Origin of the sequence: Methylobacterium sp. FF17, from assembly GCF_025813715.1 — a bacterium.
In the GTDB taxonomy this organism is placed as follows: domain Bacteria; phylum Pseudomonadota; class Alphaproteobacteria; order Rhizobiales; family Beijerinckiaceae; genus Methylobacterium; species Methylobacterium flocculans.
In genome coordinates this window covers 1,370,772-1,393,966 of sequence record NZ_CP107532.1, presented here as the reverse complement: position 1 = coordinate 1,393,966, position 23,195 = coordinate 1,370,772, and the positions used below count along the sequence as shown (strand labels likewise).

Annotated in this window: 22 protein-coding genes; 14 read left to right on the top strand and 8 right to left on the bottom strand. The window is 69.4% G+C overall.

Going from position 1 to position 23,195, the window contains the following annotated elements:
* Nucleotides 1-43 precede the first annotated feature (43 nt).
* Nucleotides 44-2,929 carry an EAL domain-containing protein gene (locus OF380_RS06415; protein WP_404810546.1) on the bottom strand — a complete coding sequence of 962 codons (2,886 nt, stop codon included), beginning with the start codon at nt 2,927-2,929 and terminating at the stop codon, nt 44-46.
* A gap of 196 nt (nt 2,930-3,125) precedes the next feature.
* Here OF380_RS06415 and OF380_RS06410 point away from each other — a divergent pair, with 196 nt between their 5' ends.
* Entirely contained in the window at nt 3,126-3,473 is a 348-nt protein-coding gene (locus OF380_RS06410) for a cupredoxin domain-containing protein (protein ID WP_264049935.1), read from the top strand.
* Nucleotides 3,474-3,521: 48 nt separating this feature from the next.
* Here the strand turns inward: OF380_RS06410 and OF380_RS06405 are convergent, their stop codons facing one another.
* Entirely contained in the window at nt 3,522-4,520 is a 999-nt protein-coding gene (locus tag OF380_RS06405) for a hypothetical protein (protein WP_264049934.1), read from the bottom strand.
* A gap of 337 nt (nt 4,521-4,857) precedes the next feature.
* Here OF380_RS06405 and OF380_RS06400 point away from each other — a divergent pair, with 337 nt between their 5' ends.
* Nucleotides 4,858-5,019, top strand: coding sequence for a hypothetical protein (locus tag OF380_RS06400; protein ID WP_264049933.1), 162 nt, complete (start codon nt 4,858-4,860; stop codon nt 5,017-5,019).
* 11 nt (nt 5,020-5,030) lie between these two features.
* On the opposite strand, the gene OF380_RS06395 is transcribed toward OF380_RS06400, so the two are convergent.
* Complete coding sequence (locus OF380_RS06395; RefSeq protein WP_404810545.1) at nt 5,031-6,122, bottom strand: cytochrome-c peroxidase; 1,092 nt, start codon at nt 6,120-6,122, stop codon at nt 5,031-5,033.
* Nucleotides 6,123-6,317: 195 nt separating this feature from the next.
* On the opposite strand from OF380_RS06395, the gene OF380_RS06390 reads away from it, so the two are divergent.
* A complete protein-coding gene (locus tag OF380_RS06390; protein ID WP_264049932.1) occupies nt 6,318-7,358 on the top strand; it encodes a glutamine synthetase beta-grasp domain-containing protein in 1,041 nt (346 codons plus the stop codon).
* A 124-nt stretch (nt 7,359-7,482) separates the two neighbouring features.
* Here the strand turns inward: OF380_RS06390 and OF380_RS06385 are convergent, their stop codons facing one another.
* Nucleotides 7,483-8,085, bottom strand: a complete 603-nt coding sequence (locus tag OF380_RS06385) for a glutathione S-transferase family protein (RefSeq protein ID WP_264049931.1) — start codon at nt 8,083-8,085, stop codon at nt 7,483-7,485.
* A gap of 76 nt (nt 8,086-8,161) precedes the next feature.
* On the opposite strand from OF380_RS06385, the gene OF380_RS06380 reads away from it, so the two are divergent.
* The gene (locus tag OF380_RS06380; RefSeq protein ID WP_264049929.1) at nt 8,162-8,920 is read left to right on the top strand and encodes a helix-turn-helix transcriptional regulator; all 759 of its coding nucleotides are present in this window, start codon (nt 8,162-8,164) and stop codon (nt 8,918-8,920) included.
* Between the two features lie 12 nt (nt 8,921-8,932).
* On the opposite strand, the gene OF380_RS06375 is transcribed toward OF380_RS06380, so the two are convergent.
* Nucleotides 8,933-9,874, bottom strand: coding sequence for a glutaminase (locus OF380_RS06375; protein ID WP_264049928.1), 942 nt, complete (start codon nt 9,872-9,874; stop codon nt 8,933-8,935).
* A gap of 377 nt (nt 9,875-10,251) precedes the next feature.
* Here OF380_RS06375 and OF380_RS06370 point away from each other — a divergent pair, with 377 nt between their 5' ends.
* The gene (locus OF380_RS06370) at nt 10,252-10,497 is read left to right on the top strand and encodes a NepR family anti-sigma factor (protein WP_264049927.1); all 246 of its coding nucleotides are present in this window, start codon (nt 10,252-10,254) and stop codon (nt 10,495-10,497) included.
* The gene (locus tag OF380_RS06365; RefSeq protein WP_264049926.1) at nt 10,494-11,075 is read left to right on the top strand and encodes a sigma-70 family RNA polymerase sigma factor; all 582 of its coding nucleotides are present in this window, start codon (nt 10,494-10,496) and stop codon (nt 11,073-11,075) included. Before OF380_RS06370 ends, OF380_RS06365 begins: the two co-directional genes overlap by 4 nt.
* 7 nt (nt 11,076-11,082) lie before the next feature.
* Here the strand turns inward: OF380_RS06365 and OF380_RS06360 are convergent, their stop codons facing one another.
* Complete coding sequence (locus OF380_RS06360) at nt 11,083-11,349, bottom strand: hypothetical protein (RefSeq protein WP_264049925.1); 267 nt, start codon at nt 11,347-11,349, stop codon at nt 11,083-11,085.
* A gap of 494 nt (nt 11,350-11,843) precedes the next feature.
* Between OF380_RS06360 and OF380_RS06355 the strand changes: the two genes are divergently transcribed.
* Together OF380_RS06355 and OF380_RS06350 are read left to right on the top strand one after the other, a co-directional pair.
* Nucleotides 11,844-12,347 (top strand): YciE/YciF ferroxidase family protein, encoded by a 504-nt coding sequence (locus OF380_RS06355; RefSeq protein WP_264051214.1) that lies wholly within the window; start codon nt 11,844-11,846, stop codon nt 12,345-12,347.
* Nucleotides 12,348-12,493: 146 nt separating this feature from the next.
* On the top strand, nt 12,494-14,638 hold the full coding sequence (locus OF380_RS06350) for a helicase-related protein (RefSeq protein ID WP_264049924.1): 2,145 nt from the start codon (nt 12,494-12,496) through the stop codon (nt 14,636-14,638).
* A 77-nt stretch (nt 14,639-14,715) separates the two neighbouring features.
* Here the strand turns inward: OF380_RS06350 and OF380_RS06345 are convergent, their stop codons facing one another.
* On the bottom strand, nt 14,716-15,081 hold the full coding sequence (locus OF380_RS06345) for an SWIB/MDM2 domain-containing protein (protein WP_264049923.1): 366 nt from the start codon (nt 15,079-15,081) through the stop codon (nt 14,716-14,718).
* 576 nt (nt 15,082-15,657) lie between these two features.
* Here OF380_RS06345 and OF380_RS06340 point away from each other — a divergent pair.
* Nucleotides 15,658-15,783, top strand: coding sequence for a hypothetical protein (locus tag OF380_RS06340; protein WP_264049921.1), 126 nt, complete (start codon nt 15,658-15,660; stop codon nt 15,781-15,783).
* A gap of 238 nt (nt 15,784-16,021) precedes the next feature.
* Nucleotides 16,022-16,459 (top strand): PRC-barrel domain-containing protein, encoded by a 438-nt coding sequence (locus OF380_RS06335; RefSeq protein WP_264049920.1) that lies wholly within the window; start codon nt 16,022-16,024, stop codon nt 16,457-16,459.
* A gap of 4 nt (nt 16,460-16,463) precedes the next feature.
* On the opposite strand, the gene OF380_RS06330 is transcribed toward OF380_RS06335, so the two are convergent.
* Nucleotides 16,464-17,123, bottom strand: a complete 660-nt coding sequence (locus tag OF380_RS06330) for a response regulator (protein ID WP_264049919.1) — start codon at nt 17,121-17,123, stop codon at nt 16,464-16,466.
* Between the two features lie 133 nt (nt 17,124-17,256).
* Here OF380_RS06330 and OF380_RS06325 point away from each other — a divergent pair, with 133 nt between their 5' ends.
* The 4 genes from OF380_RS06325 (at nt 17,257) to OF380_RS06310 (ending at nt 23,107) form a co-directional block, all read left to right on the top strand.
* Nucleotides 17,257-18,429, top strand: coding sequence for an FIST N-terminal domain-containing protein (locus OF380_RS06325; protein ID WP_264049918.1), 1,173 nt, complete (start codon nt 17,257-17,259; stop codon nt 18,427-18,429).
* A gap of 89 nt (nt 18,430-18,518) precedes the next feature.
* On the top strand, nt 18,519-19,781 hold the full coding sequence (locus OF380_RS06320) for an ATP-binding response regulator (protein ID WP_264051213.1): 1,263 nt from the start codon (nt 18,519-18,521) through the stop codon (nt 19,779-19,781).
* Between the two features lie 349 nt (nt 19,782-20,130).
* Nucleotides 20,131-22,104, top strand: coding sequence for an acyl CoA:acetate/3-ketoacid CoA transferase (locus OF380_RS06315; RefSeq protein ID WP_264049917.1), 1,974 nt, complete (start codon nt 20,131-20,133; stop codon nt 22,102-22,104).
* A 52-nt stretch (nt 22,105-22,156) separates the two neighbouring features.
* Nucleotides 22,157-23,107 (top strand): LysR family transcriptional regulator, encoded by a 951-nt coding sequence (locus OF380_RS06310; protein ID WP_264049915.1) that lies wholly within the window; start codon nt 22,157-22,159, stop codon nt 23,105-23,107.
* Nucleotides 23,108-23,195: the final 88 nt, after the last annotated feature.

The following is a 23,195-nucleotide window of genomic DNA, read 5'->3' as shown; positions in this document are numbered from 1 at the left end:
TGACTCCGGACCGGACCGGCGCCGGCCCGGACCCTTTCGCGTGTCACGCCACGGCGCGGGACACGCCCTTCGCCCCGGAGGACCACTGCTCGATTATGGCGGGCACGTCGCGCGCGGGGCCGGGCTTGGCGAAGTAGTAGCCCTGTCCCTCGTCGCAGCCCTCGCAGCGCAGCCGGTCGAACTGGGCCTCGGTCTCGATCCCCTCGCCGGTGGTCCGCATCCCCAGGCTGAGTCCGAGGCCGATCACCGCGCGCACGATCAGCCCGGAATCGCTCTTGTTCGTGATGTCGCGCACGAAGGACTGGTCGATCTTGATCTTGTCGAACGGGAAGCTGCGCAGGTAGCTCAGGGAGGAGTAGCCGGTTCCGAAATCGTCCATGGCGATGCGCACACCCAGGCGGCGCAGGGCATAGAGGGTCGCGAGCGTCGCGAGGTTGTCCTTCAGGAGCACCGATTCGGTGATCTCCAGTTCCAGGCGGCCGGGCGGCAGACGGCTCTTGGACAGGGCCTCGCGCACCGCCTCGACCACGACCTCGTCGCGGAACTGCACCGCCGAGACGTTCACCGCCACCTTGATGCCGTCGGGCCAGCGCATCGCCTCGGTGCAGGCGGTGGTGAGGCACCAGGCGCCCAGCGGCACGATGAGGCCGATCTCCTCGGCGACCGAGATGAACTCGCCGGGCGGCACGAGTCCGCGGACCGGATGACGCCAGCGCACCAGGGCCTCGAACCCGCCGATCCGCTGGGTGCGGAAATCGTAGATCGGCTGATAGTGCAGCTCGAACTCCCCGCGCCCGAGGGCCTCGCGCAGGTCGAGTTCGAGGGCGCGCCGCGCCTGGAGGCTGATGTCCATCTCCACTTCGAAGAAGCGCCAGGTGCCGCGTCCGTCCGCCTTGGCACGGTAGAGGGCGACGTCGGCGTTCTTGAGGAGCTTGTCGCAGGCGGTGCCGTCGCCCGGGGCCAGGCAGATGCCGATGCTGACGCCCACGCTGGCGCGGTGGCCGTCGAGGTCGTAGGGGGCGCTGACCACCTCGATGACGCGGCGCGCGAGCACGGCGGCATCCTGCGGCCGCTCGGTGTCCGACAGGATGATGGCGAACTCGTCTCCGCCGAGGCGCGCGACGGTGTCGACCTCGCGCACGCAGGCCCGCAGCCGGTCGGCCACGGCACGCAGGAGCACGTCGCCGACCGGGTGGCCGAGGGTGTCGTTGACTTCCTTGAAGCGGTCGAGGTCGAGGCACAGCACCGAGAACGGGTTGCCGCGGCCGAGATGGGCGACCGCCTCCTCGATGCGCTCGCCGAACATCGCCCGGTTCGGCAGGCCGGTGAGGACGTCGTGGCGGGCCATGAAGGCGATGCGGGCGTCGGCCTCCCGCTGCTCGGTCACGTCCTCGAAGGTCGCCACGAGGCCGCCGCCGCGCACGGCCTTGTGCGAGACCGCCACAACGCGGCCGTCGCTGAGGTGGAGGAAATCGGTGTTCGATGCGCGCCCGGCCGACGTCTCGGCGAGCGCCAGGGCGAAGGCGTCGGGGTGCGGGTCGTCCCTTCCGCCAGAACCCAGGGCCGTGACCGCCCGATAGGACAGGCCCAGGGGCAGATCCTCGGGCGTCAGGTCGAAGATCTCGCAGTAGCGGCGGTTGACCACGGTGAGGCGGCCGGCGGCGTCGAACAGGCACAGACCCTGGGACATGTTGTCGAGGGCGGTGTCGAGGCGCAGGTTGGTCGATTGCAGGGTGGCTTCCTGCTCCTTGAGCAGGGTGATGTCGCTGCAGACCGCGATGAAGCCGCCGCTGCGCGTTGCGCTTCGGCTGATCCGCAGCCAGCGGCCGTCCGCGAGGCGCAACTCGCTGTGCTCGTCGGCGGCATTGAGGAGGGCCCGGGCCAGGCTGCCGGGCCCCGTGCCGTCCCGGGGGGCGAGGTCCGCGATGGCGCTGCCGGGCGGCAAGGTCCCGGCGGCAAATCCGAGATAGTCGTCCGCCTGCCTGTTGGTGAGCGTGATGCGGCCGGTCTCGTCGACCACGACGATGCCCTCGCGCGAGGTTTCGAGGGCATCGGCGAGCCGGTCCTCCGCCGAGATCCGCTGCGCGACCTCCCGCTCCATGGCCTGGCGGATGTTGTCGCGCATGACGCCCATGGCCGCGAGCAGCGTGCCGACCTCGTCGGCGCCCCCCGCCGGCATGGTCCCGCTGAGGTCGCCCGCCGCGATGCGCGAGGCCGCCTGCGAGGCATCGGCCAGCGGACCCATGATGCGGCGTGAGAGATAGAACGCCACCGTGCCCGAGAGAAGTACGGCGATCAGCGTGCCGAACAGGTTGATCCGCGTCTCGCGGGCGACGATGGCGCGCGCCTGCTGGCGATAGATGAAGCCGTCGCCGGCCGTGTAGTTGATGAACAGGTCGAAGTTTTCCTCGGCGGCGGCGGCATGCCGGTCGAGCTCCGCGTAGGCCGCCTGGCCCCGGTCCCGTTCGGAGAGCTTGGCGCGGGCGCCGGTCCAGGCGGAGACCGCCTGTTCGGCGGCCCGGGCCGCGCCGGTGGCCCGGTCGGACTGGGCCCGCGCGACGGCGATCTCCAGGTCCTCCGCAAGCAGGCGTTGGAGGCTGACGAGCCGCTCGTCGAGGGCGGCCCGGGCGACCGGATCGGTGATCACCCAGCGACGCGCCTCCACGGACCGCATCCCGGCAAAGTCGGTGGCGGCGGCGCGCGCGTAGTTGATCGACATCAGCGAGCGGTCGAAGGTCTGGCTCACCAATTCGTCCGCGCGGCGGATGCTCGAGGCCGCCGACAGGCCGAGGACGCCCGTGATCGCGCTCATCACCAGGAACGCGATCACGATCCGACCGCGGATCGTGCCGACCAGCGCGCCGATGGTGTCCGTCACGCGCCGAGGGCGCTCCCGGGACGGTGTCACCGGCGCTTCGCGAGATGTCATCAATGCGGTCCCATCCAACGATGAGGCTCAGGATGACGCGAAGATGTTAAGGTCGTCTTGAAGCATGGCCCCGGCATTCGGGCCTTTAACTCATACTTCACCGGCTTGTGAAAGGCTGGCAGGGCTGAGAAATGTACAGAAACCGAAGCCGAATCTCGTGTCGGGACCGAAGCATCGCGGCAGGAACGGACAACGTATGCGACGTATTTCCCTTTTTTGTCTTGCCTTCGGCGCGGTGGGCGCCGCGACGGGCGGGCTCGCCCTGGCAGCGATCGGCGCGCCGACCCTGCACGTCTCCCAGAAGGGGCGCGCGTTCCAGCCGAACGCCGTCATCCTGCAGCGCGGTGCCAGCGTCGAGATCGTCAACGACGACGGCGACCTCCTGCACCACGTCTACATTGATTCCCCGAATTTCAGCTTCGATTCCGGGGATTTGAAGCCCGGAAGCAAGACCCTGGTGGCCTTCACGGAGGGGGGGACCTTCGCGGTCCTGTGCGGAATCCACCCCAAGATGAAGCTCACCGTCCGCGTCGAAGGGCGCTGATCCTCCCCGACGCGGTGCCGGCTCTCCCGGGACGGGGGAGCCCCGCGTTCAGAGCACGCTCGATCCCTGAAGCAGGGCGTGAGCGCCGTAGTACAGCCCGATGAAGCCCGCGAGCGCGGCCCCGTACCCGACGGGAGTCAACGCCAGGTTGCGCAGGCGGTAGGGCGCCGACGCGTTGTCGGCCGCGATCGCCACCATGGCCACGATGATCGGGGCATGGCCGATGGCGTCGATCTTGCCGAATTCGAAGATGGCCGAGACGAAGGTGGCGGCGAGCAGGATCGCGGAGACGCGGCGGACCAGGGGCGTGCAGACCAGCGCGAAGGCGAGGGCGAACTCGACGACGCCGGCCGCCTTCATGAAGTACTCGCCGGTGAACCCGAGGGTCATCGCCGGGTGTTCGATGAAGAGCGGGAAGGACCATTGCGGGTAGGCCCACTTCTCCACGGAGGCCCACATCAGGGTGATGGCGGCCGTGTAGCGCACGACGTCGAGGGGGCGGATCCCGCCGGGGAACTGCCGGCCGAGGCCCGTGAGCGCGATATAGGCCGCGACGCCGAGGAAGACCGGGTAGTCCGCGAGGTGGAAGGCGCCGTAATCGTGGATCGCGGTGGCGAAGAGAACCACGATGCCGAGCGCCGAGAAGGGCATCGTCCGGCGCCACAGGAAGCCCGTGGCGATGGCGAGTTGGAACCACGGAATGGCGGCGTTGGCCGTCTTCAGCTCCGGCGTCAGGATGACCCCGCCCAGGGTCCAGAGCGCCACGAAGAAGCCGCCGCAGACCGCGCGGAACAGGAGTTCCGTGTTGTCGCGCGCCCAGGCCGTCGTCCGGTCGAGGGAGCGGATCAGCGCGGCCCCCAGCACCGTTCCCTCCAGCAGGCCTCCCACGATCAGGGCCAGCAGGGACAGGCCGACGAGCTGCTCGAAATCCGCGCAGAGGACCTCGCCGAGCCCGCGCGGCGATCCGACGAGGTCGTAGGCGCAGAACCATTTCACATGCGCCGTCGCGGCGGTGGATCCCACCACGCTGAGGAGGGCTGTCATCATCAGGACCGCCGGGCGGGGCAGCCAAACTCTACCGGGTTGCCGAGAAAGACCGGGTTGCATGGGGAGGCCTTGCTGAGAGGACCGGCGATCACGGCGGGCCGGCAGATAAAAACTACCTGCCTTCGCTCGATTTCGGAAGGAAGTTGTTAACCAACTTGAACAAATGGTTAACAGGCTACGCCCTGGTGGCGTCCCGGCCGGTCACAGCTTTCGCCGCATGCGTCGCGATGAATTAAGAATTTGGTAAGAGTGCCGCTCGGAACTCGCCCGGCCGGCATGGTCCGGTAACCTTGGCAGGGGTAGGAAATCGTCCCGAGCACTTCTCCGGAGCGACCCGATGATCGCCACCTTGAGCCTCTCGAGCCTGATGATGGGGACCGGGCTCTCCTACGCGGCGATCCGGGTCCCGAACCGGGCCGAAGCCCTCGAGCTCTGGTCCGGACGGCTGCTGCTCGCCGGTCTCGGACTCCTCGGGGCCGGCCTTCCGCTGTTCCGCTGACGCGGGGCAGCTCAGTTCATGCGCGCCGGGGCGTCGGCGGTGAGCGTCTTGAGGAAGGCGATGAGGTCGCGCTTCTCGGTCTCCGTGAGGCCGAGCGGCCGGATCGAGGGCGAACGGCTCGGCCGGGCGATCCCGCCGCGGTCGTAGAGGTCGATGACCTCCTCCAGGGTGGTGAGCGAGCCGTCATGCATGTAGGGCCCGCGCTCGGCGACATCGCGCAGGGTCGGGGTCTTGAAGGCGTAGCGCAGCGGCTCCGAGTTCGGAAAGAACGTGGCGCGGCCGATATCGTCACCGGTGCCGACCCCGATGTCCTGGAAGGACCCGTCGGTGAAGGACGAGCCGGAATGACAGGCGGCGCACTGCCCCTTGCCATTGAACAGCGCGAACCCCGCCTTGGCACGATCATCGATGGCCGTCTCGTCGCCCATCACCCAGCGGTCGAAGGGGGCCTGACCCGAGACGATGGCGCGCTGGAAGGTCGCCAGGGCCAGTTCGATGGTCCGGCGGGTGACGGCTCGCTTCGCGCCGCGCCTGCCCGGGCCGGCCGCCGCGCCTTCGTCGGGAAAGGCGGCCGCGAAGGCGCGGACGTAATCGGGCCTGCGCTTCAGGCGCGCGATGAGCACCGGCTCGGGCAGGTTCATGGCATTGGGGCTGGTGATCGGCGTGAAGCTCACATCCTCGAGATCGCGGAACTTGCCGTCCCAGCCGAGGATCGGGATCTGGGCGATGTCGAGGAGGGTCGGCGTGCGCACCTTCATTTCCGCGCCCGTCTCGCCGACCCCGCGCGGGCGTCCGTCGCTCCAGGACTGGGTGGGGACGTGGCAACTGGCGCAGTTCATGGTGCCCGCGCCGGACAGGATCGGATCGAAGAACAGGCGGCGGCCGAGTTCGGCCTTGGCCGGGCTGTAGGGGTTCTCGTCCGGGTAGGGGTTCTCGTCGGCGCGCCGGTAGGCGTCCCGCAGGGCCGCCATCTCGCGGCCTGCCGCGCCGCCATCCCCCGTCGTGGGCTCGCCGGCGCTCAGCCGGTTGAGGCCGAGTCCTGCCGCCGCCGCGACGGCGAGCAGAGCGGCGCCGGCGAGCGCGCTGCTGATCCGTCTGCGCATCGCGATCTCCTGATCCGATCAGCGCTAGTCCGAACCCATTAACGAAGTCTGTCGACGATTACTGGGCAGATTTGCCGCAGGGCATTTCGGGGAACGTTTGGCGCGATCTTTGCTTATGGGGCCCCAGCCAGCGCTGGCTGCGGATCCGGCCGGGAGCCTTCGGATTCCGCATCGCTTCAGGACAAGAGGTTCGGGATGACGAAATACAAACTCGAGTACATCTGGCTCGACGGCTACACTCCGGTGCCGAACCTTCGCGGCAAGACGCAGATCAAGGAATTCGACGGCTTCCCGACCCTCGAGCAGCTTCCGCTCTGGGGCTTCGACGGCAGCTCGACGATGCAGGCCGAGGGCGGCAGCTCCGACTGCATGCTCAAGCCCGTGCGCCATGTCCCGGACTCCACCCGCAAGAACGGCGTGCTGGTGCTCTGCGAAGTGATGATGCCGGACGGCGTCACCCCACACGTCTCCAACAAGCGCGCCACCATCCTCGACGATGACGGTGCCTGGTTCGGCTTCGAGCAGGAATACTTCTTCTACAAGGACGGCCGCCCGCTGGGCTTCCCCACGACCGGCTACCCCGCTCCGCAGGGCCCGTACTATTGTGGCGTCGGCTACAAGGAAGTCGGCGCGATCGCCCGCAAGATCGTCGAGGAGCACCTCGACCTCTGCCTCGACGCCGGCATCAACCACGAGGGCATCAACGCCGAAGTGGCCAAGGGCCAGTGGGAATTCCAGATCTTCGGCAAGGGCTCCAAGAAGGCTGCCGACGAGATGTGGCTCGCCCGCTACCTGCTCCAGCGCCTGTGCGAAGGCTACGAGATCGACGTCGAGTACCATTGCAAGCCGCTCGGTGCCACCGACTGGAACGGCTCGGGCATGCATGCGAACTTCTCGACCGAGCACCTGCGCAACGTGGGCGGCAAGGCCTATTTCGAGGCGCTGATGGCCGCCTTCAAGGAGAACCTGGACGACCACATCGCGGTCTACGGCCCCGACAATCACATGCGCCTCACCGGCAAGCATGAGACCGCGGCCATCGACCAGTTCAGCTACGGCGTGGCCGATCGCGGTGCCTCGATCCGCGTGCCGCACAGCTTCGTCAACAACGCGTACAAGGGCTACCTGGAAGACCGCCGTCCCAACAGCCAGGGGGACCCCTACCAGATCGCTTCGCAGATCCTGAAGACGATCGCGTCAGTCCCGACCGCGACCGACCAGCAGGCTGCTGCCTAAGTTTTAGGCAAGTAAATCGGCCTTTTGCCTACTGAACGATCAGACCCTGCCGCAAACGCTGCGGCAGGGTTTTGTTTTTGCGCATTCGACAGGCAGGGACGCGGCGTTGCCGGCTCGTGCCTGCTCAGGCCGCTTGCGCGGCGGTATCGAACGCCAGGGCATGGGCCGCTCCGGGCCGCGCCATGCAGCGGTCGATCCAGGCGTCGAGGACCGGATCGCCGGGCTTGCCGAACCACGCATAGGGCGAGTGCAGCAGCAGGTCCGCGGCCGTGAAGCGTTCGCCGAACAGGAAGGGGCCCTCGGCGAGGGCCGCGCGAAGGCGCTGGCGCATCGCCTCGCCGTCCCGGAAGGTCGCCTGCAGCGCGGGATGGGAGAGGCCGAGGGCCTCCAGCAGCATCACCGGCTCGACCACGCCCGCGTACCAGGCGAACCAACTCAGGTAGGCGCCACGCTGCCGGTGCCCGGGCGGGATGCTCAGGCCTGCATCCGGGAACAGGTCGGCGAGATACAGCATGATCGCGCTGCTCTCCCGGATTTCGACGCCGTCATGGACGAGGTAGGGGACCTTGCCCTCGGGATGGGGGTTGCGCGGATCCGAAGCGCCCGAGCCGTCCTGGCGCGGGATGGTGACCCGCTCGATCGTCACCGCGTCGAGGGCATCGAGTTCGTGAAGCAGGGCGACGACGCGGCTCGAGCGGCTGCGGGGGGAATGGTAGAGGATCAGCACGGGCTGGGCTCCGGTTGGCGGGTTCGACGGGAGCCGCTATAGCGCAGGGCACCTGCCAGTTTCCGTCAGTTGCGCGATGGCCCGCACCGATCGCCTGTTTCGCCTGCTCCAGACCCTGCGCGTGCTTCCCGCGCCCGTGACGGCGGCGCGGCTGGCGGAGGAGACGGGCGTCTCCCTCCGCTCGGTCTACCGCGACATCGACAGCCTGCGCGCGGCCGGCGCCCAGATCGCCGGTGAGCGCGGCTACGGCTATCGCCTGATCGAGGACGGCGCCCTGCCGCCGCAGGTCTTCGACCGGATCGAGATCGAGGCCCTGGTCCTCGGCCTGTCCGAGGTGCGCCACATGGGGGATCCGGCCCTGGCCCGGGCCGCAGGCGCGGTGCTCGCCAAGGTTGCCGCGACACTGCCGGATGCGGGCCAGCAGCACCTCCTTCACGCGGTCTCGCGGGTGCGCCGGTCGGAGGAACGCTTCGCGCCCGCGACCAGCCTCGCCACGATCCGCGAAGGGTGCTGGCGTGAGGAGGCGGTGACGATCCGCTACCGTGACGGGGAGGACCGGGTCACGGATCGGGCGATCTGGCCCCTCGCGATCGTCTATCTCGACCGCAAGCTCGTGATCCTCGCCTGGTGCTGCCTGCGCGCGGCGCATCGCATGTTCCGCGCGGACCGGATCGTCGCCGCCGAGGGCGGAGGCCCGAGCTTCCGGCCGAAGCGGGTCGCCCTCCTCAAGGCCTACCTCGCCGCCTTGCAAGAGACCCCTCCGGCAGGAAAAGAGACGCCTCCGCCGGGAAAAGAGACGTCTCCGGCAGGAAAAGAGGCGTCTCCGGCGGGGTGAGGCGTCGCCCGCTCACGCTCCGAAGATCGACCAGCCGAGGCGCTTCGTCAGCATTTCGAGGGCGATGCGGCCGAGATGCGAATTGCCGGCGGCGTCGAGGCCGGGGGACCAGACCGCGATCGAGGCCTTGCCGGGCGCGATCGCCAGGATGCCTCCGCCGACGCCGCTCTTGCCCGGCAGGCCGACGCGGTAGGCGAACTCCCCCGAGCCGTCGTAATGGCCGCAGGTTAGCATCACCGCATTGATGCGGCGCGCCCGCTCGGGCGACACCACGGAATGGCCCGTGGCCGGATTGCGCCCGGAATGCGCGAGGAAACGGCCGGCCTGGGCGAGCTGCCGGCAGGACATGCTGATCGCGCAATGGTGGAAGTAGACGCCGAGGGTGAAGTCCGCCGGGTTGTCGAGGACGCCGAAGGATTTCATGTAGTTGGCCAACGCCACGTTGCGGAAGCCCGTGCGCAGCTCGGAGGCCGCCACCGCCTCGTCGATGGTGATCGACGCGTCGAGGGCCAGGAACTGCATGAAGCGCAGGATCTCGCCGAGGGCCTCGCGGGGCTGGTGACCCGACAGGATCAGGTCGGTGACCGCGATGGCGCCGGCGTTGATGAAGGGGTTGCGCGGAATGCCGCGCTCGCGCTCCAACTGAACGATGGAGTTGAAGGGGCTGCCCGACGGCTCGCGGCCCACCCGGCGCCAGAGCCGGTCGCCCGCCATGCCCAGCGCCAGGGTCAGGGTGAACACCTTCGAGATGCTCTGGATCGAGAAGGGCACGTCGCTGTCGCCGGCCGCCGCCACATGCCCGTCCGCGTCGATCACCACGAGGCCGAAGGCGCCCCCGTCGACGCGGGCGAGTTCCGGGATGTAGGTCGCCACCTCGCCCCGGTCCGAGCGGTCCCGCATCTCGTCGGCGATCTCCCGAACGATGCGGTCGAGATCGGGCGCGGCTGTGCTCATCGGAACGGTTTTTCGCAAGGAGGGGTCGGAGGGCCGGAAGCGTCGCCGCAAGCGGCGGGCCAGACCCCGATCGGGCACGGCGCCGCTTCGGGAGCAAGCGGTTCCGGGATGCGACGTGCCCGTGATGCGCTCCCGTATTGTTCAGCTTATCGACAGGGTGTCGCCTCTATAGATCGGGGCAGTGGCGCTCAGCGTCCGAACTCAGTTTGTAAGCGATCGTTTCCAGATTGATTTGCTCCGCCTTGGGCCTGCATTTCGCGGCTTAAGATCGGATGAATACGTTTTTCAGAGGCCGTTAAATCGCCGATCGCTAGCACCGCCGACGAACAGACAGCGCTCCGGTCTCTCCGGTTCCTGCCGTCGAGCGATGAGAAGCGATGAGCATTCACCAGAGCGAGCTGTTTCCCGGCACCGGTGCCGAGGAAGGTCCACAAGCCGGGCCGACGCCCCGCGCGGTCGCGGAACCGGATACGCCCGCCGGCATCGCCCGCGAGGCGCGCCTGCGCATCGGACGCAACCTGCGCCTCCTCTACGCGGAGGTACTCGACGAGCCGCTTCCCGACCGTTTCGGCACCCTTCTCGCCAATCTGGCCGCGCGCACCGATCCGGGGGGATCCTCATGACGAACGCCATCCTGGCCCCGATCGGCACGCCGCGCGGGGCCGACGACGAGATGCGCGCGCTCCTGCTCGGGGCGATCCCGGCCCTGCGCGCCTTCGCGTTCTCGCTGACCTACGACCTCGACCGCAGCGACGACCTCGTCCAGGACACCCTGGTGCGGGCCTGGACCAAGGCCGACAGCTTCACCCGGGGTACGAACCTCACGGCGTGGCTGTTCACGATCCTGCGCAACCTGTTCTACTCCGAGCAGCGCAAGCGCAAGCGCGAGGTCGAGGATGCCGACGGGGCGATGGCCGGGCGCCTCACGAGCCTGCCCGAGCAGGAGATCCGGGTGGAGATGCGGGAGTTCCAGGCCGCCCTGGACGGCCTGCCGCTCAGCCAGCGCGAGGCCCTCGTCCTCGTCGGTGCCCAGAGCTTCACCTACGAGGAGGCGGCCGAGATCTGCGGCGTTGCGGTCGGCACCATGAAGAGCCGGGTCAGCCGGGCCCGCGTCCGGCTCATCGAGACCCTGGGCATGCACGGCACCGACGATATCGGCGCCGATGCGGTCACGCGGGCGGCCCTCGGGGCCACGCCCTGACGGGGCGTCAACCGAGGCTGCTCCGCACGGCGCGGGCCACCTCGGCCCGCGGGACTTCGCTGCCATCGCCGAGGAGCCGCCGGCCGGAGGCGATCACCTGAAGGGCCTCGCGGCTGCTGCCCTCGCGCAGGGCGACCGCCTCCAGGTCGCGCAGGTACTCGATGACGTCCGCCCGGGCCGCGTCGTTCCGGGCGAGGACCGGCTCGACCCGGCAGGTGACGTGATGCGCCACGGAGGCCCAGAACGTGGCCGGTCCGGCGGGATCCTCGTGCATCGTGATCGTTCCTTGATGTGTCTGGATGTGGGCCTCTGACAGCTCTGCCCGTGCAGGCACGCCGCTCCCCGGGCATGATCCCAAGACCTTGTGCAAGACCTCGCCCAAGACAGTGCGCAAGACTTTGCCCGCGCAACCCTCGTTCTGATCTACGGCTCCAGCCTAGCAAGAGCCGGAAAGCGGGGCCTATAACGTGAAGCAAACTGCGCGCGGATCGCGACGAACGGTCGTTGCTTCGTACCGAAACGTACGAATGTGCGGGGCCTCGAGTCTCGCGATGCGGTTGCCTGGTCGTACCCCCTGCCAGGGACTTGGCGCGCGGAACACGCAAGCGTCCCTGCGGTTGCCCCGGCATACGCGCGCCGCCGCGACCGGCCCGGAACCCGGTGTCCGGGACGGCGCGGGCATGGGAAGCGGCCGGAACCTCCGCGCAAGCCGAGCGTGGCGAACGGATCGCCTCCCGTGACCCCGACGCATCGATGACGGAGGAAACCATGGGCCTGTTCACCCACGACATCAAAACCCTCGATGACCTCTTCGTGCATACGCTCCAGGACATTTATTACGCCGAGCACCAGATCACGAAGGCGCTGCCCAAGATGATCGCCAAGGCGACCCATCCGGAGCTGAAGCAGGGCTTCGAGACCCACCTGCGCCAGACCGAGACCCAGATCCAGCGCCTGGAAGAGGTCTTCCGGATGCACGGTCACAGCCCGAAGGCGGTCACCTGCCCGGCCATCAACGGCATCATCGAGGAGGCCAACGAGGTCGCTGGCGAGGTTGCCGACAAGGACGTGCTCGACGCGGCCCTCGTCGCCTCCGCCCAGGCCGTCGAGCATTACGAGATCACCCGGTACGGCTCGCTGATCGCCTGGGCCAAACAGCTCGGGCGCGACGATTGCGCCGGCGTGCTGCAGCAGAACCTCGACGAGGAGAAGGCCACCGACCACCTGCTCACCGCGCTCGCCGAGCGGCAGGTGAACCAGCGGGCGGCCTGACGCTCGCCACTTTGCCTGGGGGCAACCCGCCCTGCCGAGCCCGGACCCGCCTTGCGCGGATCCGGACCGTTGCCTTTTGCCCCGCGTCGCGCGCACCCTGATGGGCATCGGTCGCCGCGATCGACGACCCTCATGACGAGAGGCCCATGGCCCGCAAGCGTGTGCGACCGACGAGCGAGATCCTCCTGGAGGCGGCGATGCGCCTGGGGCTGCCGCCCCGCAGCGTCGAGGTGGAGGCCCTACGGCTCCATCTCGGCCTGCCGGAATTCGGCGGGTTCGTCGAGGATGCGGTGGTCGCCAAGGGCCTGCGCGAGCTGAAGGCCCGGCGCACCTTTGCCGAAACAGGCGTCGCGAGCCTGAAGAAGGCGGTCCCGGCCCTGCGCGCCGCCGTGATGCGCGACGGCGCCATTGCCTGGACGATCCGGACCATGATCCCGATCCTCGACGGGGGGCGCCTGGACCTGCGGGTCGACGCGGCCCCCGAGACGGGCATCGCCGGCATCCTCGCCGGCATGGCCCATCGCAACGACCCGACCTGGCGCCTCGACGAATTGCGCGCCGCCGTGGCCGAGACGTCGGTGCGGACCGCAAAAGCCCTGCGCCGGGCGGTGGAGCGCCTGCGCGACCAGGTGGCCGAGGATCTGCGCGAGGTGGGGGCCGACGCCGCCACCTATATCGACCACCTCGACCGGTCCTTGCGCTCGCGGGCCTTCCTGCTCTCGCCCAACCTGAACCAGTCGCTCACCGACACCCTGAAGGGCGTGCGCGCCCGGGCCCGCAACGTGGCGCGCGAGAATTCGCGCCTGCGCCGCCTGCGCGATCAGGTGGGCTTCGGGGCCTACATCGAGAAATTCACCGCCGCGCGTCGCCTCGGCCGGCGGATCGTCTTCCACATGGGGCCGACGAATTCCGGCAAGACGTATGCGGCCCTGGAGATGCTGCGCGCCGCGCCCACCGGCACCTACCTCGCGCCCCTGCGCCTCCTCGCCCTGGAGAATTACGAGGCCCTGGCCGAGCGCGGCCTGCGAGCCGGCATGGTCACCGGCGAGGAGACCCTGGGCGACCTCAACCCGACCCACACGGCGCGCACCATCGAAACCGCCGACCTGAGCCGGCCCATCGAGGTGGCGGTGATCGACGAGATCCAGATGATCTCCGACCCCGACCGGGGCTGGGCCTGGACCAACGCCCTGTTCGGTGTGCCGGCCCGCACCGTCGTGGTCTGCGGCTCGGACGATGCGCTCGCCGCCGTGCGCCGGGCGGCGGAGGCCGCCGACGAATCCCTCGAGGTGGTCACCTTCGTGCGCAAGACGCCGCTGGTGCTGCAGGAGGCACCCGTTCCCCTCGAGAAGGTGACGCCGGGCGACGCCGTGGTGGCCTTCTCGCGCCGGGCCGTTCACGAGAACCGCGAGATCCTGGTGGCGGCCGGGCACCGGGTGGCGACGATCTACGGCGCGCTCTCGCCGGAGGTCCGCCGTGCCGAGGCCGCGCGCTTCCGCACCGGCGAGGCCGACGTCCTCGTCACCACCGACGCCATCGGCATGGGGCTCAACCTCGGGCCCCTGAAGCGGGTCGTGTTCTCGGCGGTGCGCAAGTGGGACGGCGTCGGCGAGCGGGCGCTCACGAATTCGGAGATCCGCCAGATCGCCGGCCGCGCCGGCCGCTTCGGGCATCAGGACGAGGGCTACGTCGCCGCCGTGGACGAGACCGGCCTGGAGCCGATCCGCGCGGCGCTTGCCGGAGCCCCCACCGCGCCGGCCGCCGACACGCGCTTCTTCGTGCGGCCCGACCTCATCGCCATCAACTCGGTGGCCGAGGAGATGCGCACCGACAGCCTGCGCGAGGTGCTGGCGCATTTCGCCCGCGCCACCTTCTATGCCGGTTCGCCGTTCCAGCCTTCGGCCCTGGAGGAAATCCTCGAGATCGCCCGCGTGGTGGACAAGGCGCGGCTGCCGATTGCGGAGAAGTTCGCGTTCTCGGTCTGCCCGGTGGACCGGCGCGACCCGGTCTCGCTCGGCATGCTGGAGCGCTGGACGCAGGCCCGGGCGGGCGGACTCACCGTCCCGGCCCTGCGGGCGAACCTCGCCGGCGAACTCGTCTATCAGGAACGTACGGTGAAGCTCGCCAGCGCCTATCTCTGGCTGTCGCGGCGCTTCCCCGAAACCTTCGACGATGCCGAGGCCATCCGGGCGATGCGGGCACGCGCGAACGGGGAGATCGAACGCCACCTCCGGGAGACCGCGACCCGCAAGGTCGAGCGCCGGTCGCGCCGGGCGGGCGCGGGGGCCTGATCGCCACCCGGATCCGCGTTGGACCCGTCGGCCAGGGGGAGGGCTGCCCCTGTCCGACGCCGATCCGGGTTTTGCCGTCAGGCCGACTTCAGGTGCGCGGCCAGGTGCTTGTTCATCTCGAACATGGTGCACTTGTCCTTGCCGAAGACCTTCTTGAGCTTGTCGTCCGCGAGGATCTCGCGCTTGTTCTCAGGGTTCTGAAGCTCGTGCTTCTTGATGTATTCCCAAACCTTGCTGACGACCTCGCCGCGCGGCAGGGGAGCGTCGCCGACGACGGCGGCGAGTTCGGCCGAGGGCTTCAGCGGCTGCTGCAGGGCGTTCGGCTTGGCACCATCGCCCTTCGGCGCGGCGACCTTCTTGCCCTTGGCGGCGGGCTTCTCGGCATCCTTCTCGGCGGCCTTCGGGGCCGCCTTCTCCGCAGTCTTGGTGGTGCTCTTTGCCATGGGGTCGTCCTCCGGATGTCGGCGGTGAGCGCCGGTACGCCCACGGCCTGTGGCCTCGCAGCGCATAGCTGCAACAACTAAGCGGTGCCGCGAGCGTTCCAAGGGAAATCCGCATCGATAGCGCGCGTCATCCACAGGCGCGGCGGCGAAGCGGGCCCTCTGCCGCCACGGACCGGGGAGATAGACGCTCGACTTGCACGAGACCTTGGTCTCGCCCGACCTGTACTTGAGGGAAGCGGCCGCGTCGAGGCACGGCGTGGTTGCATGCCGCGCAGCACCGAAAGCCATGGCTCCTGAAGGGCTTGCTCGGGGATAGCCTCCGCTGGGTCGAACTCCGATCGCCGGAACGCCGTGCCTCGATGGACCCGCCCCGACAGGCCTCCGTCCCGGAGGAGCGCTCGGTCGATCCTCCGCGCGACGCAGTGCGCGGAAAGGATGGACGCCCTCGAAAGTCGATGCGGCGCACATCCGAAATTTCACGCGGGGGCCGTGACGGGGCCCGTCCTGCGCGATCCCGGGACACGGGGGAAGCCGGGGCGTTACCGGGCCTTAACGGCGATCGGATCATCTGACCGCATGATCCTGATCGCCTTCACACTCTCGCTGGGTGCCGCCGCCGCGCTCATCATCGGGCTCGGGGCCGTGGTGTCGAGCGAGGCCCCGGCCGGTCCCGCCGCGCGGGGCGACGCGGGCCTGATCTGAGGTCGGATCCCAGGTCGCGCGCGGGTTTCGAGCCGCGCCAGAATGGCGAGCGGCTTCGCCTCGCGCTGCGCAGGAACGCCCTGCGCCGGCGCTTCCCCGCCCTCGACGCCGCCGTGATCCCTCGAAAACCGGTCTCGCCGTGGGCGCGCGTGCCGGAGGGCGGAACCCCCTCGGAGGTCGGGCTTTGTCCGGTGCGGCGCCGGCCGTTCCGCGCGCCGCCGCAACTCGAGGAACAGGCATGCCGACGGACCTCCCCAACCAGCGCAGCATCCGGCCCGCCGGCTCGATGGAGCTCGATCCCTCCGCCGAGGGCGTGGCCATCGACGAGACCCCGCGCCTCATCGCCTCGAACAAGGTCGAGGGCACGGCGGCCTACAGCCGCGAGGGCGAGCATATCGGCACGGTCTACAACTTCATGGTCGACAAGGTCTCGGGGCAGGTCGCCTACGCCATCCTGTCGTTCGGCGGCTTCCTGGGACTCGGCGAGAGCTACCATCCGGTCCCCTGGCGCGCCCTGACCTACAGCGTCGAGCTCGGCGGCTACATCGTGGACATCGACCGCGACACCCTGGCGGGTGCCCCGACCCATGGCCCCGGGGAGGATCCCTTCGCCGAGCCGGGCTTCGGCGAGCGCGTCGACGGCCATTACGGCGGCCGCAAGGCCCCCACCGCCTGAGGACTCAGGGTCCCGGCTCGGCGGTGATCCGATCGAAGTCGAGGCGTGCGGTCTCGATCACGATCTGCGTGCGGCTGATCACGTCGAGCTTGCGCAGGATCTCCGAGACGTGGGCCTTCACGGTCGAATCCCCGACCTGGAGTTCGTGCGCGATCTGCTTGTTCAGCTTGCCCTGGCGGATCATCGACAGCACCCGCAGCTGCTGCGGCGTCAGGCTCGCGACCCGCTCGGCCAGGGAGGCCTTGTGCCGGGCCGGGGCCGCCGGTGCCGCAGCCTGCAGCGAGGCGGGCACGAAGAGGCCGCCGGCCAGCACGTCCGCGATGGCCCGCGTCAGGGTCGCCCTGTCCACGGCCTTGGGCACGAACCCCGCCGCGCCATGGTCCAGGGCCTCCCGGATGATGCGCGGATCCTCGAGGCCGGACACCACCAGGATCGGCACGCGCGGTGCCCGCGCCCGGATCGCCATCAGCCCCTCGAAGCCGGTCACCCCCTGCATCGACAGGTCGAGGAGGACGATCTCGACGGCGGGCTGCGCCCCGAGGATCGCGCAGGCCCCTGCGATCCCGTCGGCCTCGTGCAGCGTCGCCGCCGGGTAGGCCAGCCCCACCACGCTGGCGAGGGCCTCGCGAAACAGCGGATGATCGTCGACGATGAGGAGGTGCATGCCCGTTCCACCGGGGGGCTGTGCCGGAGCCGATGCCCCGCATTGCGCGCAAACCGGCCTCCCGACATACTCGTGTCATCGTGGAGAACCGGGCGTCAAGCCCGGCGCGCACCGGGCGGGCGAGGGAACGAGCGTGGCGGAGGGGACGCGGGTGCGCACGCACCTGTGCGGCATCACGACGGCCTGGAGCGAGGCCCCTGACGCGGACGGGGCGATCGCCGAGGTCGGCGCCGCCATCGGCGCGCGCGGGGTGTCCCAGGTGGTGGCCTTCTTCTCGGCCGATTACGACGTCGAGACCCTGAGCCGGGGCCTCGCCGCGCGCTTTCCCGGAGCCGGAATCGCCGGTTGCACCATGTCAGGGGGCATCTCGCCGGCGGGCGGGCTGGAGCGTGGCCTCGTCGTCATCGCCTTCCCGCGGGAAGGCTTCCGGATCGTCTCCACGCTGCTCGACGCCATCGACCATCTCGACGTCGAGCGCACCGCCTCCGGCGTGCGGGCCCTGCGCCGGAGCCTCGACGGCGCGGGCGCCGATCCGGGGACGGGCCAGCGCTTCGCCCTCTCGCTCATCGACGGTCTGGCCAATGCCGAGGAGACCGTGGTCTCGGCCATCGCCTGGGCGCTCGACGGCATCCCCCTCGTCGGAGGTTCGGCGGGGGACGACCTCACCTTCCGCGAGACCGTTCTGCTCCATGATGGGCGCATCCATCAGCGCGCCGCCGTGCTGCTGCTGGTGGAAACGGATTTCCCGATCCAGATCTTCAAGAGCGACAACTTCGAGCCCACGGCCACACGGTTCGTGGTCACGGCCTCGGATGACGAGCAGCGCACCGTCCACGAACTCAACGCGGAGCCCGCCGCGCGGGAATACGCCATGGCGGTGGGGCTCGACCCCGAACGGCTTTCGCCGATGAGCTTCGCCGCCTATCCGCTCGCGGTGAAGGTGGGGGGCGAGTATTTCTGCCGCTCGATCCGGCGCATGAACCCGGACGGCTCGCTCAGCTTCTTCTGCGCCATCGACGAGGGGGTTGTCCTCACCCTGGCGCGCCCGCGCGACATCGTGGCGGCGACGGCGGCCGAACTCGCGCGCCTCGACGCGGCCCTCGGCGGCATCGACCTCGTCATCGGCTTCGAATGCGTGCTGCGCCGCCTCGACGCCGAGAGCCGCCAGGTCCGCCACGGCATCTTCGAGCTCTACCGGCGCTACGACATCGTCGGCTTCGACACCTACGGCGAGCAGTACCGTTCCATGCACCTCAACCAGACCTTCACGGGCATCGCGATCGGGCGGGGAGGCGTCGGGGCGTGAGCGTTCCGCCCCCCGGCTCCGACAGCCACCCGCCGGGGGAGGATGCGCCGCGCCGCATCGCCAAGCTGGAGCGTATCAACGCCGCCCTCATGGCGCATGTGGAGCGCAGCATGGACCAGCAGGGCGGGGCCTATTCGCTGTTCCAGACCGCCACCATGCTGGAGGGGCGGGTCCGCGCCCGCACCGAGGAGCTGACGGGGCTGATGCACCGCCTCGAGCGCTCCAACGAGGCCCTGGTCGCGGCCAAGGAGGAGGCGGAGAACGCCAACCGCTCCAAGACCCGGTTCCTGGCCGCCGCCGGCCACGACCTCCTCCAGCCCCTGAACGCCGCGCGGCTCTCGGCCTCGGCGCTCGCCGACCTCCCCCTCGGGCCCGAGGCGGTGGCGATCTCCGGGCGGATCGAGCGCGGGCTCCAGATCATCGAGGACCTGATCAAGACCCTTCTCGACATCTCCAAGCTCGATGCCGGCGTGGTTCGCCCGGCGATCGGACCCGTCGCCCTGAGCGACCTCCTGGACGGCATCGTCGCGAGCTTTCGACCCCTGGCCGAGCGCAAGGGCCTGCGCCTGATCGCGCGTGGTCCCGACCTCGTGGTGGCCAGCGACCCGATGCTGCTCCAGCGTATCCTGCAGAACCTCGTCTCCAACGCCATCCGCTACACCCGGCAGGGCGGGGTTCTGGTGGCGGTGCGCCGGCGCGGGACCGCCTGCCGCATCGCGGTGTACGACACCGGCTGCGGCATCGCCCCGGCGGAGCGCGAACTGGTGTTCGAGGAGTTCTTCCGCGGCGGCGCGGAAGGGGAGGGGGGCGAGCCGGGCCTCGGGCTCGGCCTCTCCATCGTGCGCCGGATGGCGGTCGCCCTCGACCATCCCCTCGACCTCGCCTCCCGTCTCGGCCGTGGCACCCGCATGGGCCTCACCGTGCCCGTGAGCCTGACGCCGCCGGAGCGGGCGGCGGCGGCGACCCCCCTGGCGACCCGGCTCACGGGCGCGCGCGTCCTCGTCGTCGAGAACGACCCGTCGACCGCCGACGCGCTGGAGCGCCTCCTGCGCGCCTGGGACGCCGAGGTCCGCATCCACCGGGATCTCGCCGGCGTGGAAGCGGCGCTCTCCGCCGGCATGGCCCTGCCGGACCTTCTGGTGCTCGACTACCACCTCGACAACGGTGCCTGCGGCCTCGCCGTGGCGGCGCATCTCCAGGCGCGCACGGGCGCGCGCCTGCCGGTGATCGTCACGACGGCCAATCACGGGCCGCAGATCGCGGCCGAGGTCGCCGCCCTCGGGGGCCATCTGGTCCACAAGCCCGTGCGGCCGGCCCAACTCCGCGCGCTCCTGACCTACCTGCTGGCGTGACGAAGGGGGCGTTTCGACCCGATCAGGCACGTCGGGTGCGTCTGGTAGCAAGCATTATTATGAATAATCCGCCGAATCCATGCGTCGGAATTTCAGGTGTCTCCCACTTCGCCGCAGCGAAGAAAATATTTTCAACAGCGTCTCAGGTTCGATTTGAATATCCAAGGTCAACTGTGCATCGCACAAGGCGTCCAATGCGCTGCGATGCTGGGTTTTAGGCTCTTGCGAAGCTTCAAATGGGTCTCTAGGCTTTCGCGCGACAACAAGATGTTCGCAGCCATCCGGCACGGCAGGTTCAGACCGGCCGCTCGCGGGTGGACATGGGAATGCCTGGAGGAAGACCCGGTTCATGAAGAAAAATAAGGTCATCACGGCCGAGGAGGCGATCGCGCTGATCCGGCACAACGACGTGGTCACCACCACCGGCTTCGTCCAGAGCTGCATCCCCGAGGCGCTGCACGCCGCCCTGGAGAAGCGCTTCGTGGACACGGGCGCGCCCCGGGACCTCACCCTGATCATGACGGCGGGGGCCGGCGACAGCAAAGGCCTCGGCACCGGGCGCCTGCACCACGAGGGCCTCCTGAAGCGGGTCATCGCCGCCAATTTCGGCCGCATGCCGAAGGTCGCCAAGGCCGCGCAGGAGAATAAGATCCTCGGCTACAACCTGCCCCAGGGCGTGATCTCGCAGCTCTACCGGGCCTGCGCCGCCGGCCAGCCGGGCCTGTTCTCGAAGGTGGGCCTGCACACCTACGTCGACCCGCGCCACGGCGGCGCCCGGGTCAACACGGTGACGGAGACCGAGATCGTCAAGCTCGTGGAAGTCGATGGCGAGGAGTGGCTGTTCTACACCGCCACCAAGATCGACGTCGCCTTCATCCGCGGCACCTCGGCCGACCCGTCGGGCAACATCTCCTTCGAGAAGGAGGCCCTGACCCTCGATTGCCTCGCCCAGGCGATGGCCGCGCGCAACAACGGCGGCATCGTGATCGCCCAGGTGGAGCGCATCGTCGATGACGGCTTCCTGCTGCCGAAAGACGTGCGCGTCCCCGGCATCCTGGTCGATTGCGTGGTGCTGGCCGAGCCGGAGATGCACCGCATGAACTACGGCGTGCAGCACGACGCGGCGCTGGCGGGCCAGATCCGCGTCCCGGTCAGCGGCATGAAGCGGATGCCGCTCGACGCCCGCAAGGTCATCGCGCGCCGCGCCGCCTTCGAGTTGCCCCCGAACGGCGTCGTCAACCTCGGGGTCGGGGCGCCGGAAGGCATCGCGGCGGTTGCCAACGAGGAGAAGGTCACCCCCTACATCACGCTCACCACCGAGGCGGGGGCGGTCGGCGGCGTGCTCGCCTCCGGGTCGAGCTTCGGCGCGGCGACCAACGCCGACTGCGTCATCGACCAGAACCAGATGTTCGACTTCTACGATGGCGGCGGCCTCGACATGACCTGCCTCGGGCTCGCCGAGTGCGACCAGCACGGCAACGTCAACACCAGCATGTTCGGCGGCCGCCTCAACGGCTGCGGCGGCTTCATCAACATCAGCCAGAACGCCCGCTCCGTGGTCTTCGCCGGTACCTTCACGGTGGGCGGCCTAGAGACGGTGATCGAGAACGGCGAGCTTCGCATCGTCACCGAAGGACGCTCGCAGAAGTTCCTGCCGCAGGTCGAGCAGATCACCTTCAGCGGGCACTACGCGCAGATGCGCGCGCAGCCGGTGATCTACGTCACCGAGCGCTGCGTATTCCAGCTCACCGACGAGGGGCTCGAACTCATCGAGGTGGCGCCGGGCATCGACATCGAGCGGGACATCCTGCCCCATATGGGCTTCAAGCCCATCATCAAGCAGCCGGTGCCGATGGATGCCCGCCTGTTCCGCGAGGAGCCGATGGAGTTGCTCGCCGACCTTCTCAACCTCAATCTGCCGGAGCGGGTGAGCTACGACCCGGAGCGCAACATCCTGTTCGTGAATCTCGAAGGCTGGCACGCCCGCGCCAAGAGCGACCTCGACGACCTGCGCCTGGTGCTGGTGGGCGCCTGCAAGAAGGCCGGCCAGCGGGTCAACACCGTGGTCAACCACGACGGGTTCCGCATCAACGAGAACCTGTACGACGACTACGCCCACATGATCCAATACCTGCAGGCGAACTACTATCTCACCACCACCCGCTACGCGACCAGCGCCTTCCTGCGCCTGAAGATGGAGGAGGCTCTGAACCGCCGCGGCCTCGCTCCCCACGTCTTCGAGCGCAAGGAGGACGCCCACGCCTTCCTGGAGGGCGCCGGCAAGGTCCGCCGCGCTTCGACGGCGATCGCCTCGGCGGCGTAAGCCTGGGCGGCGCGAGCCCGGGCCGGTCGGCGTCCGACGATGAGGAGCGCTCATGGTGGTTGCGTCGGCGCACCCGCGCCGGCACAACCGATCCGTGCCGCCTCTTCGTCCCAGCCTGCCCGCCCTCGGCGCCTTCCTGGCGATCGCGAAGCATCGCAGCTTCCGGCGGGCCGGCCTTGACCTGGGCGTCAGCGCGTCGGCCCTGAGCCATGCCTTGAAGGGATTGGAGACGCAGGTCGGCGTCCGCCTGCTGAACCGGACGAACCGGAGCGTCACCCTCACCGCCGCCGGCGAGGAGCTCTTCGCGTCCCTCGATGGGCCGTTCGCGGCGATCGACCAGGCCGTCGAGGCGCTGAACCGCCATCGCGGCAAACCGACCGGACGCGTGCGGCTGAACGTGCTGGAGCATGCGAGCATGCTCCTCCTCGCCCCCGTCCTTCCGGTCTTCAACGCGCGCTATCCGGAGATCGCGGTCGAGGTCCGCGTCTCGAACCACCTGCTCGACGTCATCGAGGCCGGGGCCGATGCGGGGATTCGCTACGGCGATACGGTTCCGGAGGACATGGTCGCGCAGCGCCTGTCGGCCGATCTGCGCTGGGTCGTCGTCGGCGCACCGGCCTATCTCGAGCGCTACGGCGTGCCGCTGCATCCGGACGACCTCGCGGGACATCGCGGCCTGTGCGTCCGCCTCGGCGACGATCAGATCTATCGCTGGGAGTTCGAGCGTGCCGGCGAGGCCGTCGCGCGCGATGTGCCCGGCGCGCTGACCCTCGACAATACGGGTCTGCTGATCGCCCTCGCCAGGGCGGGCGTGGGCCTCGCCTACCTGCCGGAGCCCTGCGTGGCGGCGCTGATTCGCGACGGCGACCTGCGCCCGGTCCTGACGGACTGGGCACCAACCGGGGCGGGCTTCCACATCTACTACCCGGGCCGCCGTCAGCTTCCGACCGGCCTGCGCCTGCTGATCGCCCTCATCCGCGAGATGAATCCACTCGGATCGTAGCGGTCGGCCGATCGCGCCGACGATGAGCGCCGCTCATCGCTCCGTTGAGGGGGTGCCCACTCACCCCGACGGTGCCCTCCGCCTAGAT

What these genes read in the sequence shown, in the direction of transcription:
- OF380_RS06380 (WP_264049929.1), top strand. Translation starts at nt 8,162, where the DNA reads ATGGCCCGCACCGATCGCCTGTTTCGCCTGCTCCAGACCCTGCGCGTG.
- OF380_RS06400 (WP_264049933.1), top strand. Translation starts at nt 4,858, where the DNA reads ATGATCGCCACCTTGAGCCTCTCGAGCCTGATGATGGGGACCGGGCTC.
- OF380_RS06415 (WP_404810546.1), bottom strand. Translation starts at nt 2,929, where the DNA reads ATGACATCTCGCGAAGCGCCGGTGACACCGTCCCGGGAGCGCCCTCGG.
- OF380_RS06320 (WP_264051213.1), top strand. Translation starts at nt 18,519, where the DNA reads ATGGCGCATGTGGAGCGCAGCATGGACCAGCAGGGCGGGGCCTATTCG.
- OF380_RS06310 (WP_264049915.1), top strand. Translation starts at nt 22,157, where the DNA reads ATGGTGGTTGCGTCGGCGCACCCGCGCCGGCACAACCGATCCGTGCCG.
- OF380_RS06335 (WP_264049920.1), top strand. Translation starts at nt 16,022, where the DNA reads ATGCCGACGGACCTCCCCAACCAGCGCAGCATCCGGCCCGCCGGCTCG.
- OF380_RS06395 (WP_404810545.1), bottom strand. Translation starts at nt 6,122, where the DNA reads ATGCGCAGACGGATCAGCAGCGCGCTCGCCGGCGCCGCTCTGCTCGCC.
- OF380_RS06340 (WP_264049921.1), top strand. Translation starts at nt 15,658, where the DNA reads ATGATCCTGATCGCCTTCACACTCTCGCTGGGTGCCGCCGCCGCGCTC.
- OF380_RS06370 (WP_264049927.1), top strand. Translation starts at nt 10,252, where the DNA reads ATGAGCATTCACCAGAGCGAGCTGTTTCCCGGCACCGGTGCCGAGGAA.
- OF380_RS06405 (WP_264049934.1), bottom strand. Translation starts at nt 4,520, where the DNA reads ATGATGACAGCCCTCCTCAGCGTGGTGGGATCCACCGCCGCGACGGCG.
- OF380_RS06390 (WP_264049932.1), top strand. Translation starts at nt 6,318, where the DNA reads ATGACGAAATACAAACTCGAGTACATCTGGCTCGACGGCTACACTCCG.
- OF380_RS06355 (WP_264051214.1), top strand. Translation starts at nt 11,844, where the DNA reads ATGGGCCTGTTCACCCACGACATCAAAACCCTCGATGACCTCTTCGTG.
- OF380_RS06345 (WP_264049923.1), bottom strand. Translation starts at nt 15,081, where the DNA reads ATGGCAAAGAGCACCACCAAGACTGCGGAGAAGGCGGCCCCGAAGGCC.
- OF380_RS06315 (WP_264049917.1), top strand. Translation starts at nt 20,131, where the DNA reads ATGAAGAAAAATAAGGTCATCACGGCCGAGGAGGCGATCGCGCTGATC.
- OF380_RS06350 (WP_264049924.1), top strand. Translation starts at nt 12,494, where the DNA reads ATGGCCCGCAAGCGTGTGCGACCGACGAGCGAGATCCTCCTGGAGGCG.
- OF380_RS06360 (WP_264049925.1), bottom strand. Translation starts at nt 11,349, where the DNA reads ATGCACGAGGATCCCGCCGGACCGGCCACGTTCTGGGCCTCCGTGGCG.
- OF380_RS06375 (WP_264049928.1), bottom strand. Translation starts at nt 9,874, where the DNA reads ATGAGCACAGCCGCGCCCGATCTCGACCGCATCGTTCGGGAGATCGCC.
- OF380_RS06365 (WP_264049926.1), top strand. Translation starts at nt 10,494, where the DNA reads ATGACGAACGCCATCCTGGCCCCGATCGGCACGCCGCGCGGGGCCGAC.
- OF380_RS06330 (WP_264049919.1), bottom strand. Translation starts at nt 17,123, where the DNA reads ATGCACCTCCTCATCGTCGACGATCATCCGCTGTTTCGCGAGGCCCTC.
- OF380_RS06410 (WP_264049935.1), top strand. Translation starts at nt 3,126, where the DNA reads ATGCGACGTATTTCCCTTTTTTGTCTTGCCTTCGGCGCGGTGGGCGCC.